Origin of the sequence: Paenibacillus sp. FSL W7-1279, from assembly GCF_037969845.1 — a bacterium.
Lineage (GTDB): Bacteria > Bacillota > Bacilli > Paenibacillales > Paenibacillaceae > Paenibacillus_AQ.
This window is the reverse complement of record NZ_CP150215.1, coordinates 968982-986628: the sequence shown is the minus strand read 5'-3', so window position 1 is coordinate 986628 and position 17647 is coordinate 968982. Positions and strand designations below refer to the sequence as shown.

General features: G+C 49.1%; 17 protein-coding genes and 1 pseudogene. 9 read left to right on the top strand and 9 right to left on the bottom strand.

The genetic code is table 11. The annotated features are described in order from the left end of the window. Positions 1-26 precede the first annotated feature (26 nt). Complete coding sequence (locus tag MKY82_RS04225) at positions 27-389, top strand: AMP-dependent synthetase and ligase (RefSeq protein ID WP_071221902.1); 363 nt, start codon at positions 27-29, stop codon at positions 387-389. Positions 390-457: 68 nt separating this feature from the next. Here the strand turns inward: MKY82_RS04225 and MKY82_RS04220 are convergent, their stop codons facing one another. The 4 genes from MKY82_RS04220 to MKY82_RS04205 form a co-directional block, all read right to left on the bottom strand. Continuing rightward, positions 458-1066, bottom strand: a complete 609-nt coding sequence (locus tag MKY82_RS04220) for a hypothetical protein (RefSeq protein WP_339295550.1) — start codon at positions 1064-1066, stop codon at positions 458-460. A 172-nt stretch (positions 1067-1238) separates the two neighbouring features. Next, on the bottom strand, positions 1239-1436 hold the full coding sequence (locus MKY82_RS04215) for a YwbE family protein (RefSeq protein WP_053490029.1): 198 nt from the start codon (positions 1434-1436) through the stop codon (positions 1239-1241). A gap of 189 nt (positions 1437-1625) precedes the next feature. Then, on the bottom strand, positions 1626-2333 hold the full coding sequence (locus MKY82_RS04210) for an SH3 domain-containing C40 family peptidase (protein WP_339295549.1): 708 nt from the start codon (positions 2331-2333) through the stop codon (positions 1626-1628). 517 nt (positions 2334-2850) lie between these two features. Further along, positions 2851-3615 carry a pirin family protein gene (locus MKY82_RS04205; protein WP_339221585.1) on the bottom strand — a complete coding sequence of 255 codons (765 nt, stop codon included), beginning with the start codon at positions 3613-3615 and terminating at the stop codon, positions 2851-2853. A 237-nt stretch (positions 3616-3852) separates the two neighbouring features. On the opposite strand from MKY82_RS04205, the gene MKY82_RS04200 reads away from it, so the two are divergent. From MKY82_RS04200 to MKY82_RS04165, 8 genes are all read left to right on the top strand, one after another. After that, positions 3853-4539: a response regulator transcription factor gene (locus MKY82_RS04200; RefSeq protein ID WP_194540877.1), complete on the top strand. Its 687-nt coding sequence runs from the start codon at positions 3853-3855 to the stop codon at positions 4537-4539. Then, entirely contained in the window at positions 4536-6029 is a 1494-nt protein-coding gene (locus MKY82_RS04195; protein WP_339221582.1) for an ATP-binding protein, read from the top strand. Before MKY82_RS04200 ends, MKY82_RS04195 begins: the two co-directional genes overlap by 4 nt. Positions 6030-6198: 169 nt before the next feature. Beyond that, a complete protein-coding gene (locus tag MKY82_RS04190) occupies positions 6199-6900 on the top strand; it encodes a response regulator transcription factor (protein ID WP_339295548.1) in 702 nt (233 codons plus the stop codon). Beyond that, entirely contained in the window at positions 6897-7904 is a 1008-nt protein-coding gene (locus MKY82_RS04185; protein ID WP_339295547.1) for a sensor histidine kinase, read from the top strand. The genes MKY82_RS04190 and MKY82_RS04185 overlap by 4 nt, the downstream gene beginning before the upstream one ends. A gap of 183 nt (positions 7905-8087) precedes the next feature. After that, on the top strand, positions 8088-8858 hold the full coding sequence (locus MKY82_RS04180) for an ABC transporter ATP-binding protein (protein ID WP_339295546.1): 771 nt from the start codon (positions 8088-8090) through the stop codon (positions 8856-8858). Continuing rightward, positions 8833-10782, top strand: a complete 1950-nt coding sequence (locus MKY82_RS04175) for an ABC transporter permease (protein WP_339295545.1) — start codon at positions 8833-8835, stop codon at positions 10780-10782. The genes MKY82_RS04180 and MKY82_RS04175 overlap by 26 nt, the downstream gene beginning before the upstream one ends. A 43-nt stretch (positions 10783-10825) precedes the next feature. Continuing rightward, complete coding sequence (locus tag MKY82_RS04170) at positions 10826-11437, top strand: DedA family protein (protein WP_113058241.1); 612 nt, start codon at positions 10826-10828, stop codon at positions 11435-11437. Positions 11438-11542: 105 nt separating this feature from the next. Beyond that, entirely contained in the window at positions 11543-12385 is an 843-nt protein-coding gene (locus MKY82_RS04165; protein WP_339295544.1) for an undecaprenyl-diphosphate phosphatase, read from the top strand. Between the two features lie 142 nt (positions 12386-12527). Here the strand turns inward: MKY82_RS04165 and MKY82_RS04160 are convergent, their stop codons facing one another. From MKY82_RS04160 to MKY82_RS04140, 5 genes and pseudogenes are all read right to left on the bottom strand, one after another. Then, positions 12528-13193 (bottom strand): N-acetylmannosamine-6-phosphate 2-epimerase, encoded by a 666-nt coding sequence (locus MKY82_RS04160; protein ID WP_194540870.1) that lies wholly within the window; start codon positions 13191-13193, stop codon positions 12528-12530. A gap of 8 nt (positions 13194-13201) precedes the next feature. After that, the gene (locus MKY82_RS04155; protein ID WP_339295543.1) at positions 13202-14692 is read right to left on the bottom strand and encodes a PTS transporter subunit EIIC; all 1491 of its coding nucleotides are present in this window, start codon (positions 14690-14692) and stop codon (positions 13202-13204) included. Positions 14693-14916: 224 nt separating this feature from the next. Further along, the gene (locus MKY82_RS04150; protein WP_339295542.1) at positions 14917-15729 is read right to left on the bottom strand and encodes a MurR/RpiR family transcriptional regulator; all 813 of its coding nucleotides are present in this window, start codon (positions 15727-15729) and stop codon (positions 14917-14919) included. Positions 15730-15952: 223 nt separating this feature from the next. Further along, positions 15953-16257 (bottom strand): annotated as a pseudogene (locus tag MKY82_RS04145) (DUF4406 domain-containing protein). Positions 16258-16564: 307 nt separating this feature from the next. Beyond that, a complete protein-coding gene (locus tag MKY82_RS04140) occupies positions 16565-17464 on the bottom strand; it encodes an AraC family transcriptional regulator (RefSeq protein ID WP_220686589.1) in 900 nt (299 codons plus the stop codon). Positions 17465-17647 lie beyond the last annotated feature (183 nt).

Here is a 17647-nt window from a genome sequence, read left to right as displayed (position 1 = left end):
CACAATTCTTAGGAGGAATACACGCTATGTATCAAATGAATAACAATAACTCGCAAATTTCGCAGCAAATTCGTCAGTGCGAGCAAATTCTTCAGCAGCTGACCCAACAAACGCAGCAGGCTTCGGCTATGTACCAGCAGCTGATGCAGCAGGAGCAGCAAAATACAGCCCGTCTGGAGGAGCTCGCTCAGCGTGAACGCCAAGCGGCACAGATGATCCAATCTGCCCTTCAAGGCCATCAACAAGCGATGCAGCAGTATCAGCAAATCTCCCAAATCGTTAGGCAAGTCGAGAATTCCGTGCAAGCTCACAACCAAACACAGCACATTCAGCCTTCGTTTGGCCAACAGGGTTTTCCTAATACACATCAGGGCCAAGGCTTCCAATAAGCATAAGAATGTTAAAAGGGGTATCTCCTAGGTCGATAAGACCTGCGAGATACCCCTTCCATCATTATTTACTTCTTCTCTTCACTTACGCTGAATTCGATCTCGGCTTGTATCTTATACCTCTTCGGCTCTTCCCCGCTCGAACCGCCCTGGTTCGCGCCGTGCGACTGTAAATCAATCACGAAATCCGCAGATCCGTAGACGACGTAGCGCCCGCCCGGAAAACCATCCTTCAGCGAATGGATGAAATCCTTGTACCTTTTGTCGTCCCTGCTGTCGTAACCGCCGCCGATTTTGTAATATTCGCGCAGTGGCTCGCCCTTCTTCAGCTTGGTGGTAATATAGGGCTCATTCATAGCGTAACTGATGTTGTAGTCCCTTGTGAGCTCTTTCATCGGGAAATAAAAGGCGGAGGCCGCATGAACGATCGTAATCTCATCCTTTTCGCCGATATACTCCAGCTCCCCGTATACTTGAACTTGATCTCCCTGTTCATACTTCTCTTTCTCGCTAACGATTCGATACACGAAGTCGCCGTCGGTCATTTCCGCCTGACTACCCCTGGCAGCATTATTCAATGTAGGATCAGACGGAGCCGCCCCCTGTGTCTCCTGCTTCACACAACCTGTTAGCATAATAAGCATCAAGATAAACCCCATATAAAGGTATCTTTTCATCTTTACTTTCACCTCAACCTCCAGACGGATGAACTGAAGGCAATGTTGCATAGAAATGCAAAAAAACCGATCCAAAACCCCTCAAATTTGCGAAGTTTTGGATCGGCTTATAATCAAACTGTTCTATATAATGGCAGCCTGAGTTATGATGGCCGCAGGATACATTGAATTTTCATGACTCGTAAATGTTCTTTACCCGTCCCACCTGGCCATCTTGAAGGCGTACTTTAATGCCATGTGGATGGTTCGGGGAATTGGTCAGAATATCCTTGACCACGCCACGGGTTAATTTGCCCGTTCGCTGATCCTGCTTCAATACGATATCAACCTCAAGTCCCGGTTTGATATTGGAACGCTGCCCACCATTCATCGTCGTCCCTCCTGTCCATTTCTTGATGCTGTCCGTTCTCTATTGTCAACCTTACTGAAATCAATGGTGAAAAGCAAATCCCAAATAACAAAGGACTGCCCGTTACAGATCATTCAGATCGGTTCGGACAGTCCTTCTATCTCATGCTAAGTATGAATATATACTTCATGAAAAAATGACACTGATGCGTTATAGGACGCTTCCGCCATGCACGAAGCGATTTTTCCAGGAATCACCGAAGGTACCTACCAGGACACCACCGGATTGTTTCGAATACGTATGCAGCAGCTTATTGTCTCCCAGATAAATAGCTACATGCGTGATCCGCTGTTTGGACTTGTCCAATCCGGCATAGGCGGATGCCGATGAACCTCTGTAACTCATAAAGAATACCAGATCCCCGCGTTTTAATTGATTAACGTTATATACAGCAGTTCCTTTGTCCTTGATGTACTGCCCTTGCTTGCGGGAATCGCTTGGCAGCGTAATGTTAGCGCCGTCCATAAATGCGCGGCGGACAAAGGCCGAGCAGTCAAAGGTTCTCGTTGAATTGCGGTTAGAACCGAATTCATATGGCGTGCCCAGATACTTCATGCCTGCACTGATTACTTTTTCAACGCTTGCGCTCGCAGAAGGCGCAGTGCTTCCCGAATTGCCGGAATTGTTAGAAGAGCCGCTGCTTTGGTTAATATATTTAGAGGAAGCATAGCCTTGCTTACCCTCCGAAGTTTTAATCTTATACCACCCTGAGCTGCTGCCCAGAATTTGAACGCTGTCACCTTTATACACACGGTCCAAGACTTTACCCGAAGTCGAAGGCTGATTGCGCATGTACACATTCGAGCTTGCTACACCTTTGGTTACAGACTGCACGCTTGCAGCAGACACTTCATTCACAGACCCATATCCGTAAGAACCAAGAACCGCTGCTGATAACAGCGCTCCGGCCATCAATTGTTTAAAGCTTTTTTTCGAGAAAATAATGATCTCCCCCATCTCGTTAGATTGTGGAATGACGAAATTGTCATTTTTCGTGATCCCGCAATCATTATAGACAGGCTATGTCTCGGGACGCATGCTACCATCCTCACAAAAACGCATGCCAACTATTGGTAAAGAGGGGGACTTTAGTCTCTTTTTATACTTGAATTTAGTATAAATAGATTATTTTAGAAAAAATACATGCCAAAATAACCCAACCATTCCGGTATAACGAACGCCGGAATTCTCTGTTGGGTCTTTCTACTTACCATATATACGTATCTTTTCTTGTTATTGTTGCATGAGAGAATATCTTTGAATCCTTCCGACAGCTAAAAAAGCCTGTCCAAACGGGTGTATCCCCCATCTGACAGACTTTAGTTTATCGTACATCCTAAATTTCATTCCACTACAATTTTGTAAACATTTAACCTTATGGCCTCTTGGAATAGAGCGGATACCCAGTGTTTTCCGGTACGTCAATCAGGATGACCCTGACATTCTCTTGCGCCTCAAGGCTTAGCGTCTCGCCATGCTTCGTATCCATTACCATAAAGTCCCGCTGACGAAATTGGAGGCTCTCCTCTTCGGCACAAAAGCTGCCCGCTCCCCTCACGGCAAGCACAGCCGCTCTCCTGCCGGACTTCAATTCATACTGAGCTTCGTTCCCGGCCAGAATCTGAATATCCAGCATCCTCACATCAACGGATAAATCAGTTGGTGCAGAACCGCCAATCATCGTTTTAACCAGCCCTCCCTGTATGCGGGTTACCGGAAAGGAATCCGGTCGATACTGACGACAGGCAGGATTCTGTTTCAATGAATCGCGAAGATACGGCTCGAACCAAATCTGAAATCCTTCTGCATCCGGCCCAGTGAGACGTTCCTCGTGCGTTAGTCCGGAACCCGCCCTCATCAATTGCAGGCCTCCAGGCCCCAACTCATTGTGCGTACCATGCGAATCCTTATGAACGCCCTTCCCCTGAATCATATAAGTTACGATTTCAAAACCCTGATGGGGATGAGGCGCGATATAACCTTCGACGGGCGAACGGAACCAGGACCAATAGAAAAGCGGTCCCACCCGGGTCACGGCAGACCCTTCTCCGGAGAAACCGATCGGCTTCTGCTCCGTTATCCTTCCTCCATCGAGAACGCCCTTGCTCTGATCCTCAGGTGGATATACATTTCCTATCATGTCCAGTCTCCTCCTTTCACCCATCCATGATGACCTTGAACAGGTGCTGCATTGATTGTCTCGGCTTTAAGATAGTATCCACGATAACAGAATATATATCAACATCCTTAAATTCCCTTATTGAGGATGCATATTTGCGAATCACTTTTCAGTTTATTTTCAGTTTACGTTCAGTCTTCATTCAGGATGAGCACGTATGATAAAGTTGAAGGAATGAGATAAGGGGAGTTTTGTGCTATGGAATCAATGCATCGTATTCGCATTTTGCTCGTGGATGACGAGCCGCATATCCTGCAGTTTCTGGAGCTTGGTCTCCATAATGAAGGGTTTGAGGTGCGAACGGCCCCCGATGGGGAACGTGCAATAATGGAAGCAAGCCGATTCGAGCCGCATATCATCGTTCTCGATGTGATGATGCCGGGAATGGACGGACTTGCGGTATGCAGACGGTTGAAGGAGGAGAGCCGGGATGTCGCGATCATCATGCTTACCGCAAAGGACGAGATTGATGACCGTGTGAAGGGCCTCATGATTGGCGCGGATGATTACATGGCCAAGCCCTTCAGTTTCGAAGAGCTGCTTGCCCGAATTCAAGCAAGGCTGCGCAATCAGTTCCCGAGCCTGCTGGGTGAACTCCAGCTTGGCCCATTCACCATCGACGACCGCAAGAAAGAAATTGCATACCATGGGGAGGCTCTTGAGCTGTCACCCACGGAGTATAAGCTGCTTAAACTGCTTGTGACCAAACACGGCAGTGTTTTGAGTAAACCCAACATTTTGAATATTGTGTGGGATTATGACTTTGGCGGAGAGGACAACATCGTGGAGGTTTATATCCGATCCCTGCGCGAGAAGCTCAGCGATAAGGAACACCGGGTCATTCGCACGCTTCGCGGAGCCGGCTACCGGGTTGATTTGCCATGAGTTTACGAAATCGGACAGGTTCATCCGGACCTACGTCTCTACGTACGCAGCTCTTGTCACGATCCCTCATCGTCTTGGCGCTTCTGCTCGTGCTGATCGGCGCATTGCAATATGTGTTAATGAAAAATGCCCTGTTCCGCAATCAAGCCGAGGCGCTTTTCCTTCAGGCCCGCTCTATCCCCGTGGAGGTGTGGGAGCCTGATCGGGAGCCGCGTAACCGGTCTGCAGGGCGAAATAACGAAGCCCTTCCGGAAAATCCGCGTCAGGGAGACAGACCTATGTTTTTTCTACCGAATATGTCGCTTGCCAAGATAGAAGCTGATGGAGGCTACACCGACCTCGCCGCTGGCAATGGTCTGTCCGCGCCACAGCTGACAGCAGAGGCTTATTCAGCGATTCTGGAGAAATTCCAGGGACATCAGCCTATTTCGTATGAAGTGATCGACAATGCCGAAGGCATCGAGCAGATCATGGTCTTTCGTCCTTACGGCAACCCAAACAGCCCCTCAGGTGTGCTGCAGCTTGGATTGGATACGCAGCCGCTGCATGCCGTTCTGTTGCGGCAGCTGCTGATTTTTGCCGTACTGGCTTTACTTGCTATGGCTGCGGGGATTGCATTGTACCTGCCATTGCTGCGCCGGACGCTCCACCCGCTGAACCGAATGGTCGAAACCGTAGAACGCACGGATGCCGGAAATTTGGCGGAGCGATTTCCTGCCGTGCAGGGTCAACGGGAGATTGACCGCTTGGCCGAATCGTTTAACGGCATGCTGGAACGGCTCGAGGATGCGTTTGAAGCCGAACGCGAAGCCAAAGAGCAGATGCGGAGGTTTATTGCCGATGCTTCCCATGAGCTGCGAACGCCGCTTACTTCGATTCACGGCTTTCTGGAGGTGCTGGGCCGCGGCGCCGCAGACAACCCGGAGCAGCTACATGCTGCACTATCCAGCATGCACGGGGAATCCAAGCGCATGAAGAAATTGGTTGAGGATTTACTTCTGTTAGCCAAGCTTGATCGCAAGCCGGAGCTCCATCTGCAGGAGACCCGCCTGGATCAGCTGCTGCTTGAAATGGAGCCTCATCTACAGATGCTTGCCCAAGGCAGGAGTGTAGCGATTCAAACGATACCGGTGCTGTGCCGGTGTGACCCCGATAAGATCAAACAGGTCATCTACAACCTCTTTCATAATGCGGTACAGCATACTGACTCTACCACAGGGCAGATTACCGTATCGGTTAATAAAACCAAGGACCAGGTCGTATTGCGGGTTGCCGATAACGGAGCCGGGATTCCGAAGGAGCATCTCCCCCATCTGTTCGAGCGCTTCTACCGTATCGACGAATCCCGGACCAGACAGTATGGAGGTGCGGGTCTTGGATTATCCATTACCCAATCCATCATTTCCGCGCATGGTGGGCAGATGAGCGTAGACAGCACGGTCAACCAAGGAACGGTTTTTCGTGCCGAGTGGCCGGGCATCATTCCTTAGCCTGTAATCCCCTTCATGCACCGTTCGTTCACGGAGCGGCTGTCTGTAGATACCTTTCGTTTCAGCAGTGGTTTCCGCTGTCTTTGCTAACATATTTTTTCCTTAAATCTTTACAATTTGGTACAATACAGTCGGTACTAGAATGTCGAATGAAGGGACTATGATCGATATGTTCAAAATATTTATTGTCGAAGACGATACCGGACTGGTTAACCTGCTGAAAGAGTATCTTCATAAATTCGGTTACATGACGCAGTCCGTTCATGACTTCGAGACGGTACGCGATCAATTTGAATCGTATGACCCCCACCTTGTGCTTCTGGATATCAATCTGCCAAAATACGACGGCTATTACTGGTGCCGCCAGTTCCGCAGCCTCTCCACCTGCCCGATTATTTTCATCTCCGCCCGTGACGGGAAAATGGATCAGGTGATGGCCCTGGAAAACGGCGCTGACGATTATATAACCAAACCTTTTGACTACGAGATTGCCATGGCCAAAATCAAGAGTCAGCTCCGGCGTGCCTACGGCTCCTATGCTGTCGCTCAGAATGAGCGGGTTCTGAGCATCGCCGGACTTACGCTCGACGTTGAACGTCTCTCTCTGTCCCTTGAGCATACCCAGACGGAGATCAGCCATACCGAAGCCAAAATATTGGACGAGTTAATGAAGAAGCCCGAGCAGATCGTCAGCAGAGACCGGCTTCTCGAGAAAATATGGGATGATCAGGCCTTTGTGGACGATAATACGCTGAACGTATACATCACCCGCGTCCGCAAGAAACTCGCTGCCCTCGGGATCGAGGATGGCCTTCAAACCGTGCGCGGTCGCGGCTATCGACTGGTACCGAACTGGAGGGACGAAGCATGAAGCTATTCCTGCAAGAACAGCGTCCCTTAATAATGGTATACATTGCCCAGCTTATGTTGATAACGCTCATTTACAGACTGGATGGTTATCGCAATTTGACGGTCAGTCTATACGCGGGCATCATCAGCTTACTGCTGCTTCTCGGCTATCTGGCCTTTCGCTTTATTGCCAACCGTTCGTTCTATAAACGATTAGAGCAGCCACTCCCGGGAGAATCCCTCACCGGCGAATCCTCGGCAGAATCCTCTCACACTCCGCTCGCTGAAGCGCTCAATCAGCTGCTAAAAACCCAGTTCCGGCATTACACCACGGATCTGCATAACTATAAACATAAAATTGAAGGACATCTTCAGTTCATCAACCAATGGGCCCACCAGATGAAAACGCCGATTTCGGTCATTCACCTGATTCTTCAGGATGACGATGATCCCCGTTTCGCCGCGATCGGCGACGAGCTGGACCGACTCAAAAAAGGGCTTGATCTGGTGCTGTATACCGCAAGGCTTGATACGTTCGAGCATGATTTTCACGTGGAGAACCTGCCGCTTCAACGAATCGTCCGTCATGTCACTTCCGAGCAAAAGCGTTTGTTTATCCGGCGGAGAATTTACCCGTCCATCCGGATCGATTCCGGACTAACGGTGGCCACCGACGAGAAATGGCTCTCTTTTGTGCTGACGCAGCTGCTGACCAATGCGGTTCGGTATACGCTGAAGGAACAAGGCACCCTCTTTTTTAACGGCTACACCCGGGAGAATCAAGTTGTGCTTGAGATCCGGGACGAAGGGATCGGCATTCCCCAAAGCGACCTGCCTCGGGTATTCGCCCCCTATTTCACCGGAGAGAACGGTCGCAGGTTCCAAGAATCGACAGGCATGGGGCTGTTTCTTGTCAAACAAATATGCGATAAGCTTGGACATGCCTTCGAGATCGAATCCAAAGTGGATGAAGGAACGACGGTCCGTATCATTTTCACGGATTCTTCAGGCCACATTGCACAATAGCTCCATGGCAAGCGGAGCCTCTGCTTAGTGCCCATTCGGATACTATGGCAGCGGCAGTCCCTGATCTAACTTACGGCCGTTCAAGAAACCTTACAAGGTTGTAAGGTAACTGTAAGTTACGAATATGGCATGGAGGCAACCGAATCTTTTACAATGAGATCATCGTTATAGAGGAGTGAAGATATGCCCATCCTGAGCGTCAAGCATCTATCCAAAATCTACGAGGGCAAATTGGCGTTCCAAGCGCTGAACAATATTCACTTCAACGTGGCCAAAGGGGAATTCGTCGGCATTATGGGTCCGTCCGGCAGCGGAAAAACCACGCTCCTCAATCTGATTGCAACTATTGATCAGCCCACGGCCGGGGAAGTGATCATCAATGGGCGCAATCCTCATCTGCTCAGCAGAAGCGACACCGCTCTGTTTCGGCGCCGGGAGCTGGGCTTCGTCTTCCAGCACTTCAATCTGCTGGATACGCTCACCGTTGAGGAAAATATCGTTCTCCCGTTAACGCTGGAAGGCGTGCCGCTGGACGAAATGGGCAGCCGGCTGAGCCGGATCGCGGATCGACTCGGCATCGGGTCCATTCTGCATAAGCATACCTATGAGATTTCCGGCGGACAGATGCAGCGTACTGCCATTGCCAGGGCGCTCATTCAGGAGCCCTCCCTGATTCTCGCTGACGAGCCCACCGGCAACCTGGACTCCAAAGCCTCCAAAGAGGTGATGCAGACACTTTCCGCATCGAGTAAAGAGGCTTCCGCAACGATTCTCATGGTCACTCATGATCCGGTGGCAGCCAGCTACTGTGACCGCGTCTTGTTCATCAAGGACGGACAACTATATAATGAAATGTATTGCGGTGACAACCGCCAAGCCTTTTTCCAGAAAATCATCGACATGCTGGCTTTACTGGGGGGAGGCAGTCATGACCTTTCGACAATTCGCTTTTAGGAATGTCCTGAGGAATAAGCGGACCTATGCGGCCTATTTCTTAAGCAGCGCATTCTCCGTCATGATTTTCTTTGTGTGCGCCCTGTTCCTGTTCCATCCTTCGATAGCCGACGAGATGTTCTATCCGGTTGTTATCCAAGCGATGCTCGGCGCCGAGCTGATCATGTATGTATTCTCGTTTTTCTTCGTGCTGTATTCCGTCGGGGCCTTTCTAAAGACGCGCAAGCGCGAGTTCGGCATTCTGTTCATGCATGGCATGACGGATCGCCAGTTTAACAAGATGGTATTTCTCGAAAATATGATCATCGGCGTTAGCGCCATTGCAACGGGCATCCTATTCGGCGTCATTACAGGCAAGCTGTTTCTGATGGCTGGTTCGGCCTTTCTTGGAATCCCGCCCCTGCCGTTTCGACTGCCCCTGCGTGCGCTTGGACTGACGGTCGCAAGTTACGTGCTGCTGTTTATCATCATCTCGCTGTGCACATCCTGGCTGCTGCGTCCTAAAGCGTTGATCGATCTGTTTCAGTCCGGACAGCGGCCGAAAACGGCGCCCAGGACATCGCCCAGGTTATCCATATTGGCAGCCGTGCTGCTGGTGGTCAGCTACAGCTTGGCGGCCACGACAAGCGCGTCGACTCTCGCGCTGCGCATGTTTCCGGTTACCTTCATGACGATGATCGGCACCTATCTGTTGTATACGCAGCTAGGCGTTGCTCTTGTGCGAAGGCTGAAACAGAGCCGCCGGTTAGCCTGGAGACGGACCAGGCTGATCTCGCTATCCAGCCTGCATTACCGGCTTAAGGATCATGCACAGATGTTCTCGATGGTAACCATCGTGCTGGCTGTTTCCTTTTGCTCGGTAGGCGTATTTGCCTCCATCCCGGTGCTCACGAAGCAATTCAATGAGGATTTCCCTGCTGCCATCGGCTATCTTGCCAAAACGGGAGACACCTCCGAGAAGCAGCATTTACATGAAATTCGACAGGAGCTTGAATCGAAAAAAATACCGTTTGAAACGCTATCGTTTCGCGTGAAATATACGGAAGCCCAGCCGGCTTCCGCGCAGGTCGGGCAGTTGCAAAATCCGTTGGCACTGATCTCCTTCTCCGACTATAAGGCGGCGGTGCTGATGGCGGGGCTGCCATTTGATGAACAGCCGCTGAGCGGTGAGGATGCTCTTGTTCTCATTGCCTCGCAAAATGACAGAGCTTATATTCGCCATCGGGAGCACGCTTCATACCGGATCCATGATTCCGAAATCCTCCTGCATGAAACCGGTTATTCCGATCATGTCGGCGTACCGGAATATTTGCTGCCGGAAATGGATGACGATTCCCGCTTCGGCGGGCTTGTGGTCAGTGACAAAGCTTTCGCCGCCATCACGAATCCGGTCCGGCTAGAGCGGTACACCGGCTTCTATGTGGATGATTTCACGAAGACTGAGGGCATCGTCCCTCATCTGGCCCCACGCGGGGCGGTGCGTTATGAGATGGGCCAGCCTTATGCGCTGGCGGTCAGCGGCACGCTGTTTGCCCTCCGGGACAGCCTGTACAATATGCTGCTCTTCGCGGCACTGCTTGTGGGTACGGTGTTTTTTATCGCGGCGGGAAGCTTCCTGTACTTCCGCCTCTATGCCGATCTGGATTATGACCGCAGGCATTATGCCACGATATCCCGGCTTGGAATGACCGATAAGGAGTTCCGGCGGATCGTCACCGGACAGCTGGCGCTGCTGTTTTTTGTACCGATCGGCCTTGCGATTGTGCACAGCATCTTTGCTTTTGTGGCGCTGCAGAGCTACTTCTATTTATCCATTGCGGCAGAAATGGGCATCGTGCTGATCAGCTTCCTGATGATGCAAGTTCTGTATTTCTTCTTCATCCGCAGTCAATATCTGCGCAAGCTGAAGCAGACCCTTATATAAAGGATGGCAGTGGCATCCTTATCATTTGAAAGAGGTGTAACTTTTGGAAAACTGGATTACGGATATTATGGAGCAGTTCGGCTATATCGGCATCCTGCTGATGATTGCCCTGGAAAACGTGTTTCCTCCAATCCCCTCCGAGGTCATTCTTACCTTCGGCGGATTCATGACCACCTACACAAAATTGACGGTGCCAGGCGTTATCATTGCCGCTACGATCGGATCTATAGCCGGTGCTGTTATTCTGTACGGGATTGGTCGCCTGCTCGATGTCGAGCGGCTTGAAAAAATCGTGGATCGTTGGGGACATATCCTCCGCGTCAAAAAAGAAGACATCCGCAAGGCGGATGCGTGGTTTGATAAATACGGCTACTGGACCGTCCTGTTCTGCCGCATGATTCCACTGATCCGAAGCCTGATCTCCATCCCGGCGGGGATGTCCAACATGAAGTTCGGCATGTTCCTCCTCTTCACGACGATCGGTACACTGATCTGGAACGTTATTCTGGTATGCGTGGGAGCCGCCGTCGGCGGTTCATGGGAAAAAATCGTGGCTTTCATGGACGTCTATTCCAATATCGCTTATGCTGTAATAGCTGTGGCCGGGATTGCGTTTCTGTTCCTTTTCTTCCGCAAGCGGAGAAAGTCAGCTTAAAATCGGGTGCCCGCTGAAAAGTTGAAGATTGAATCACGCACTTCATGCCATTCATCATTCATATCATTACATTTAATATTTTTTGTAAGGGAGAGACTATAGGTCATGGATTTTTTAACCATCCTGAAAGCAATTATTCTGGGAATCGTCGAGGGACTGACCGAGTTCGCTCCTGTATCCTCAACCGGACATATGATCATCGTTGATGATATGTGGCTGAAATCCGAAGAGTTTCTGACGAAATACGTAGCCAACACCTTCAAGGTTGTCATTCAGCTTGGCTCCATTCTCGCCGTCCTCGTTGTGTTTAAGGACCGCTTCCTGGATCTCTTGGGACTCAAACGCAAAAAGCCTGAAGCCGGCGTACCGGCGGGTACAGGCAGATTGAAGCTCAGCCAGGTTATCGTCGGTTTGATTCCGGCCGGTGTTCTGGGCGTCTTGTTCGAAGACCTGATTGACGAGCATTTATTTTCCACCGAAACGGTGCTTATCGGACTTGTGATCGGAGCCATCTTCATGATCGTTGCCGATAAAGTCAGCTCGAAAAAAGAACCGAACGTGGTCACTGTCGACCAAATTACGTACAAACAGGCATTCAGCGTCGGTCTGATTCAGTGTCTGTCGCTCTGGCCGGGCTTCTCCCGCTCCGGCTCCACCATCTCCGGAGGCGTCATGCTCGGAATGAGTCACCGCGCAGCGGCTGACTTCACCTTCATTATGGCTGTGCCGATCATGTTCGGAGCCAGCTTACTGTCGCTGCTGAAGAACTGGGAATACTTCACGCTGGAGGCTCTTCCGTTCTTCATCGCCGGTTTCGTGGCAGCCTTCGTCTTCGCCTTGATCTCCATCCGCTTCTTCCTGAAGCTGATTAACCGGATCAAGCTGGTGCCGTTTGCGATCTATCGGATCGTGCTCGCTGCTATTATTGCGTTGGTGCTTTATCTGTAAAACCGTTCGTTCATGTATATTGAATGCACAAGATTGAAAAAAGGCGGGGCTGTCCCTAAGTCATCCTCAATGACTTTGGGGACAGCCCCGCCTTTTATTAAGGGTGCGCGGATAGCTATCGTACAACTGTATGCCTCTTTTGTTATAGAATTTCGTTTACCGCATTCGAGAACCATTTCGTGATGATTTGCGGCCTTGTTATGGCACTGCCTACAACCACACAATAAGCTCCCATTTCGATCGCTTTTGCCGCCTGCTCCGGTGTGTTGAAGTTGCCTTCTGCAATGACTGGCTTCTTACACTGCTTAATCAGTTCTTCCAGCACAGTGAACTTCTCCACATGCTGGGACTGCGGTGTATAACCAATAAGGGTCGTTCCAATGTAGTGGAACCCCAATCGATCTGCTCGCACCCCCTCTTCCGTTGTGGAGATATCCGCCATGAACTTCTGCGAAGGATATTTTGTAAAGATCGATTGCAGGAATGCCTCATCCTGATCCATCGTTGCTTGCACAGCAATAATCTCAACCCCCGTACCAACAAGCGCATCCACTTCGGTCATGGTCGCTGTAATGAACGATTGCATGCCCGGATAGTCTTTTTTGATAATGCCAATAATGGGCAGCTCAACTTGCTTCTTTATTTCCTCGATGTCTTCAACGCTATTCGCACGGATCCCCACCGCACCGGATTCGGCTGCCGCAATGGCCATACGTCCCATAATAAACGAACTATGCAACGGTTCGCCTGGCAAAGCCTGACATGATACAATTAATCCTCGTTTCACAATATGTTCCCTCCATGCCATATCCTCTTTTATTCTTCTCCAATAGCCTCATTTATCTTTTGTTTAATTAAGTCGGCTTTTGCGCCAAATACAGCCTGAATCCCGCCTTTTACTTCCAATACTGCAGTAGCGCCCAGTTCTTTAATTGTATCCTTATCTACTTTCGATACATCTTTGACTGCAACGCGAAGTCTCGTAATACATGCATCGACATCTTCCAGGTTCTCCTTGCCACCAAGCGCATTCAGCACTTTCATCGCGGTCTCTCCAATGCTGTCCTTGGTTTCAACCGATACGCTCTCCCCATCACTTTCACGTCCAGGTGTCGCCACATTGAATTTCGCAATTAAGAAGCGGAACACAAGGTAATAGATGATAGCCCAGAGAAGCCCCACAATAATGACATAGATCCAATTCGTTTTGGCATTCCCCTGCAGAACCCCAAAGAGCATGAAGTCGATGGCCCCGCCAGAGAAGGTATTTCCGATACGAACGGATAACATATCCGCGATCATAAAGGATAGACCATCTAGAGCCGCATGAATCACGTATAACCAAGGAGCGACGAATAAGAACATAAACTCAATCGGCTCCGTAATCCCTGTTAGAAACGATGTCAGCGCTGCACTAAAGAACAAACCAAACACAAGCTTGCGACGGTGCTTCGGAACGCAATGATACATCGCAAGACAGGCCGCAGGAAGACCAAACATCATCGTAGCAAAACGTCCTGCAAAAAAACGGGTTCCTTCGGAGAACATTCCAGCATGATTCGGATCAGCCAGTTCGGCAAAAAAGATTTTCTGCGCACCCACCACTTGCTGACCTGCAACCGTGGCGACACCGCCCAGCTCTGTGAACCAGAACATCGGATAAATCATATGGTGTAGACCGACAGCACCTGTAAGACGAAGCAGGAATCCGTATAAATAGGTACCGAAATAGCCCATTCCGGCTATAGCAGTCCCTGCCGCTACCAGCCAGCCTTGAAATGTAGGCCAGATTAAGAAGAAGATCCCGCCTACGAAAATAGCACTAAACGATGAGACGATCGGAATAAACCTCGAGCCTCCAAAAAATCCTAGAAAGGAAGGTAATTGAATCCCCCGGTATCGATTGTTCAAATAAGTAACCAGGATACCAATGACAATAGCCCCTACAACTCCGGTGTCAATGGATTCAACGCTTGGATTAAATACCGTGATCATTGCACCAATCGATGCATTCATAACCAGGAACGAGACGGCCGCCGCCAGCGCAGCAGTACCTTTATCTTTTTTCGCTAACCCCACGGCAAGACCAATACACATGATTAGCGCTAAGTTGGCAAACACAACATTGCCGGCTGCCGACATAATTTGAAAAACAGCTTGTAAAAACCGCGTATTCAGAATCGGATATGCAGCAATCGTATTCGCATTCGATAAGGCTCCCCCAATCCCAAGCAGCAAACCCGCAGCAGGTAGGATTGCAATCGGTAACATAAATGACTTACCAAGCTTTTGCAACTGTTTAAACATGGATTTTCCTCCTAATGGATCAATCATTGTATTCCATCGCGATATGTCAATTCTACATCATGAAATTATTTTAGTAAATATAATTTCACTAAAATAATTTTATTAATTGGTAATTACTCTATGACACTTAGTATGAACAATGGCAATAAAAAAACCTGTGTCCCTCCAGTAGACGCAAAATACGTCAACTTCTGAGGTTCACAGGTACGATGAAAGCTTTATTTTTAATCCATTCGATTATGTTCAAGAATCGTATTAACTGTAATTTGCATCCGACTATTTAAATCCGGATCCGCAAGTAAGATCATGCATAAAATATCTATCGCATACATGACGGAAAATTGACTGTTTACAAACCTTTCTTTATCAACAAACAATGTATTGGAGACCAAAATAAAAGAGTCCACTTGTTGCGCCAGCGTACTTTCGGAGAAGCTGGTCAGACAGATGACTTTGCACCCATTATTCTTTGCAATTCTAGTTGCGTCGACAATAACAGACGTTTCCCCTGAACTGGAAATCGCAATAACGAAATCATTCTCATTCAATATCGAACTATTGATCAGCATTAAATGAGAATCCGTAATACTCTGCACATTGAAGCCCATACGCAGCAAGCGAAGCATCATTTCTTTCGCTGAAAGTCCCGAGCTCCCGATTCCGTATATGTAAATTCGCGCTGCGCTCTTAATCGCTTCAGCAAGTCGATGCAAATATGTAATGTCCAGTAATTGATTCGAACGCTCAATGACCGTCTGATAGAATTTAGATACTTGAATGAGAATATTGTCCTCCGCCGAAGGAGCCGTCGCAGTACGAAGCCTGCCCAACTGAACCTTCAATTCGGCAAAATTATTGCAACCAATCTTCTTGCAAAAATGCGTGATTGTCCCATTCGAGACACCGACATGGTTCGCCAGCACAGATATATTCATGTTATTAATTGATTGACCTTCTTGAAGAATATAATTCGCTACCAACTGTTCTTTCTTCGAGAAAGTCGGATATAACTGCTGAATAACCATATAAATATCCATTGAATCCACCACCGCCATTTGGGAATTATAACAAAAAAAGCATATGGATTCAATATCATTGCCATGGGCGTGAATGCTAGTGCCCATCCTGAATCCTAGTTCGTAAAAACGGGTATACAGAGAAAGATATCGAGCTCGTTCGGAAGACCGTTTTTTAGTAAACAAACGTCCGATCTGTCCGTCAACGAATATCATAAATGCGGGGGCTTCGAGGAGCAGACTACTACAGTTGCTCCTTTGAATAATACCGTACCTTCTTACCATGACTGCTGGCGTATTCAATTTCGGCCCGAGTGCTGTCTCCAATATAGCCATTCACATCGATTACAAAGATTTCGTCCGACCTATCGATTTTGCGGAAGTGCAGCTCTTTAAGCTGGCGCTCCTGCTCCCCCGTGATCGCCATCCCGTCGCTCTGCTCAAAAAACCGACACTAAGAACGATATGTCCGCTTAACGTAAGCGCAGCTTCGACTTCCCGAAACTGTGCTTTAAACTTGGTCGATCCGCATAGCGTTATTACGTGCATGGTACACCTTCCTTTTGGCAAATAGATGCTCGTTTTCTTCAGAAATATCGTATACAAGAAAAGATGCGGATAATAAGAGTTGTTTCTAATGCGCTGAAGCTATCTATGATTATCATAATGATAGGGATAATTGCTCAAGACCATCATAGGAGTAAATATGATGCAACGCAACCATTCATCCATGGAGAAAAAAAGAAGAAGCCCTCCGATAAGGAAGGACTTCTGCCTAATGGTTGTACGGGGAATCCCCTATCCATCGACGATCCAGGATTCATTCATTTCCATAGCAGCGTGAACCCCCTCCACCTCACTCTTCAAACGATAAATTGGTAGGCTCCTCCAGCAGATCATAGTGAAGATCGAGGTTCGTCGTCGGTACGCTAAGTTCCACCTCTTCAAAACGGAGGCTGTCCAGCCACACCTCGCCTGCCCCCATCAGCAGAACACCGATCGAGATCGTGGCGCTCTCCTCGGGTACGTCGAGCACGATGGCGTAGTGATTCCAGTGCGTACTGCCCACAATGCGCCGATCGTTCATATTATCGAACTGAAGCACGTCCTCCGCACGGTTATCAACGCGCATCCACAGCCCGCAGTATTCTTTGACGTTCTCGGTTTTGACAAATCCGGAGAACCGCATCCGTTTGCCCGCATACTTATCGGCTTTGAACTGCTGCATCATGGTCGCAAATGCGCCAGCCTCCATGGGGGTAAGGGCTTTTAGGTAACCGGAAGTCCTTCCTTGGTGGACGATGGAACGATCGACGCCGATTTCATAATCATGCGGGTGGCTTCCGCTCAGAAACCAGCCTTTTAATTCGGATTGAGATTGCTGCTGCATGTGATCCTCTCCTTTATAGTGGCTTGAGTGATGAGCGTGAACCGCAAAGATTTTCCGGTAACGCCCCGGCGGCATGCCGTATAATTTTTTGAATGCTCTCGTAAACGACTCCTGACTCTCGAAGTGGCAGTGCAGGGAGATGTCGATAATCGCAGCCTCGGAGTGCAGCAGAAGCTGTGCTGCATAACAGAGTCTTCGTTTTCTAAGGTAATCCGCGATGTTCATACCGACCTCCTTCCGAAACAAGCGGTGGAAGTGATATGGCGAAAAACCGGCATGGGCCGCAATATCCGCGAGGGTCAGCTGCTCCTCCAGATGCTGCTCCATGTACGCTATGCTTTTTTGGATGATACGCTGGGTACTCAAGGTCAGGCCCTCCTTTGTTATTAAGAATACCAAATGGAAGAAGGACGTTTTTGATCTTTTTTGCCAACATCAAAAAGCCCCCTTCGATTACAAAGATCGAAAGAGGCTTTTGCCATGATATGATTCTCATTATGGATCCTGGGAAAGGCTTCCTGCATGTCGTCGACGGCGACACCTAACCGA

Coding starts and splice junctions, on each gene's coding strand:
- MKY82_RS04225 (WP_071221902.1), top strand. CDS start 27: ATGTATCAAATGAATAACAATAACTCGCAAATTTCGCAGCAAATTCGT.
- MKY82_RS04220 (WP_339295550.1), bottom strand. CDS start 1,066: ATGAAAAGATACCTTTATATGGGGTTTATCTTGATGCTTATTATGCTA.
- MKY82_RS04215 (WP_053490029.1), bottom strand. CDS start 1,436: ATGAATGGTGGGCAGCGTTCCAATATCAAACCGGGACTTGAGGTTGAT.
- MKY82_RS04205 (WP_339221585.1), bottom strand. CDS start 3,615: ATGATAGGAAATGTATATCCACCTGAGGATCAGAGCAAGGGCGTTCTC.
- MKY82_RS04200 (WP_194540877.1), top strand. CDS start 3,853: ATGGAATCAATGCATCGTATTCGCATTTTGCTCGTGGATGACGAGCCG.
- MKY82_RS04195 (WP_339221582.1), top strand. CDS start 4,536: ATGAGTTTACGAAATCGGACAGGTTCATCCGGACCTACGTCTCTACGT.
- MKY82_RS04190 (WP_339295548.1), top strand. CDS start 6,199: ATGTTCAAAATATTTATTGTCGAAGACGATACCGGACTGGTTAACCTG.
- MKY82_RS04185 (WP_339295547.1), top strand. CDS start 6,897: ATGAAGCTATTCCTGCAAGAACAGCGTCCCTTAATAATGGTATACATT.
- MKY82_RS04180 (WP_339295546.1), top strand. CDS start 8,088: ATGCCCATCCTGAGCGTCAAGCATCTATCCAAAATCTACGAGGGCAAA.
- MKY82_RS04175 (WP_339295545.1), top strand. CDS start 8,833: ATGACCTTTCGACAATTCGCTTTTAGGAATGTCCTGAGGAATAAGCGG.
- MKY82_RS04165 (WP_339295544.1), top strand. CDS start 11,543: ATGGATTTTTTAACCATCCTGAAAGCAATTATTCTGGGAATCGTCGAG.
- MKY82_RS04160 (WP_194540870.1), bottom strand. CDS start 13,193: ATGGCATGGAGGGAACATATTGTGAAACGAGGATTAATTGTATCATGT.
- MKY82_RS04155 (WP_339295543.1), bottom strand. CDS start 14,692: ATGTTTAAACAGTTGCAAAAGCTTGGTAAGTCATTTATGTTACCGATT.
- MKY82_RS04150 (WP_339295542.1), bottom strand. CDS start 15,729: ATGGATATTTATATGGTTATTCAGCAGTTATATCCGACTTTCTCGAAG.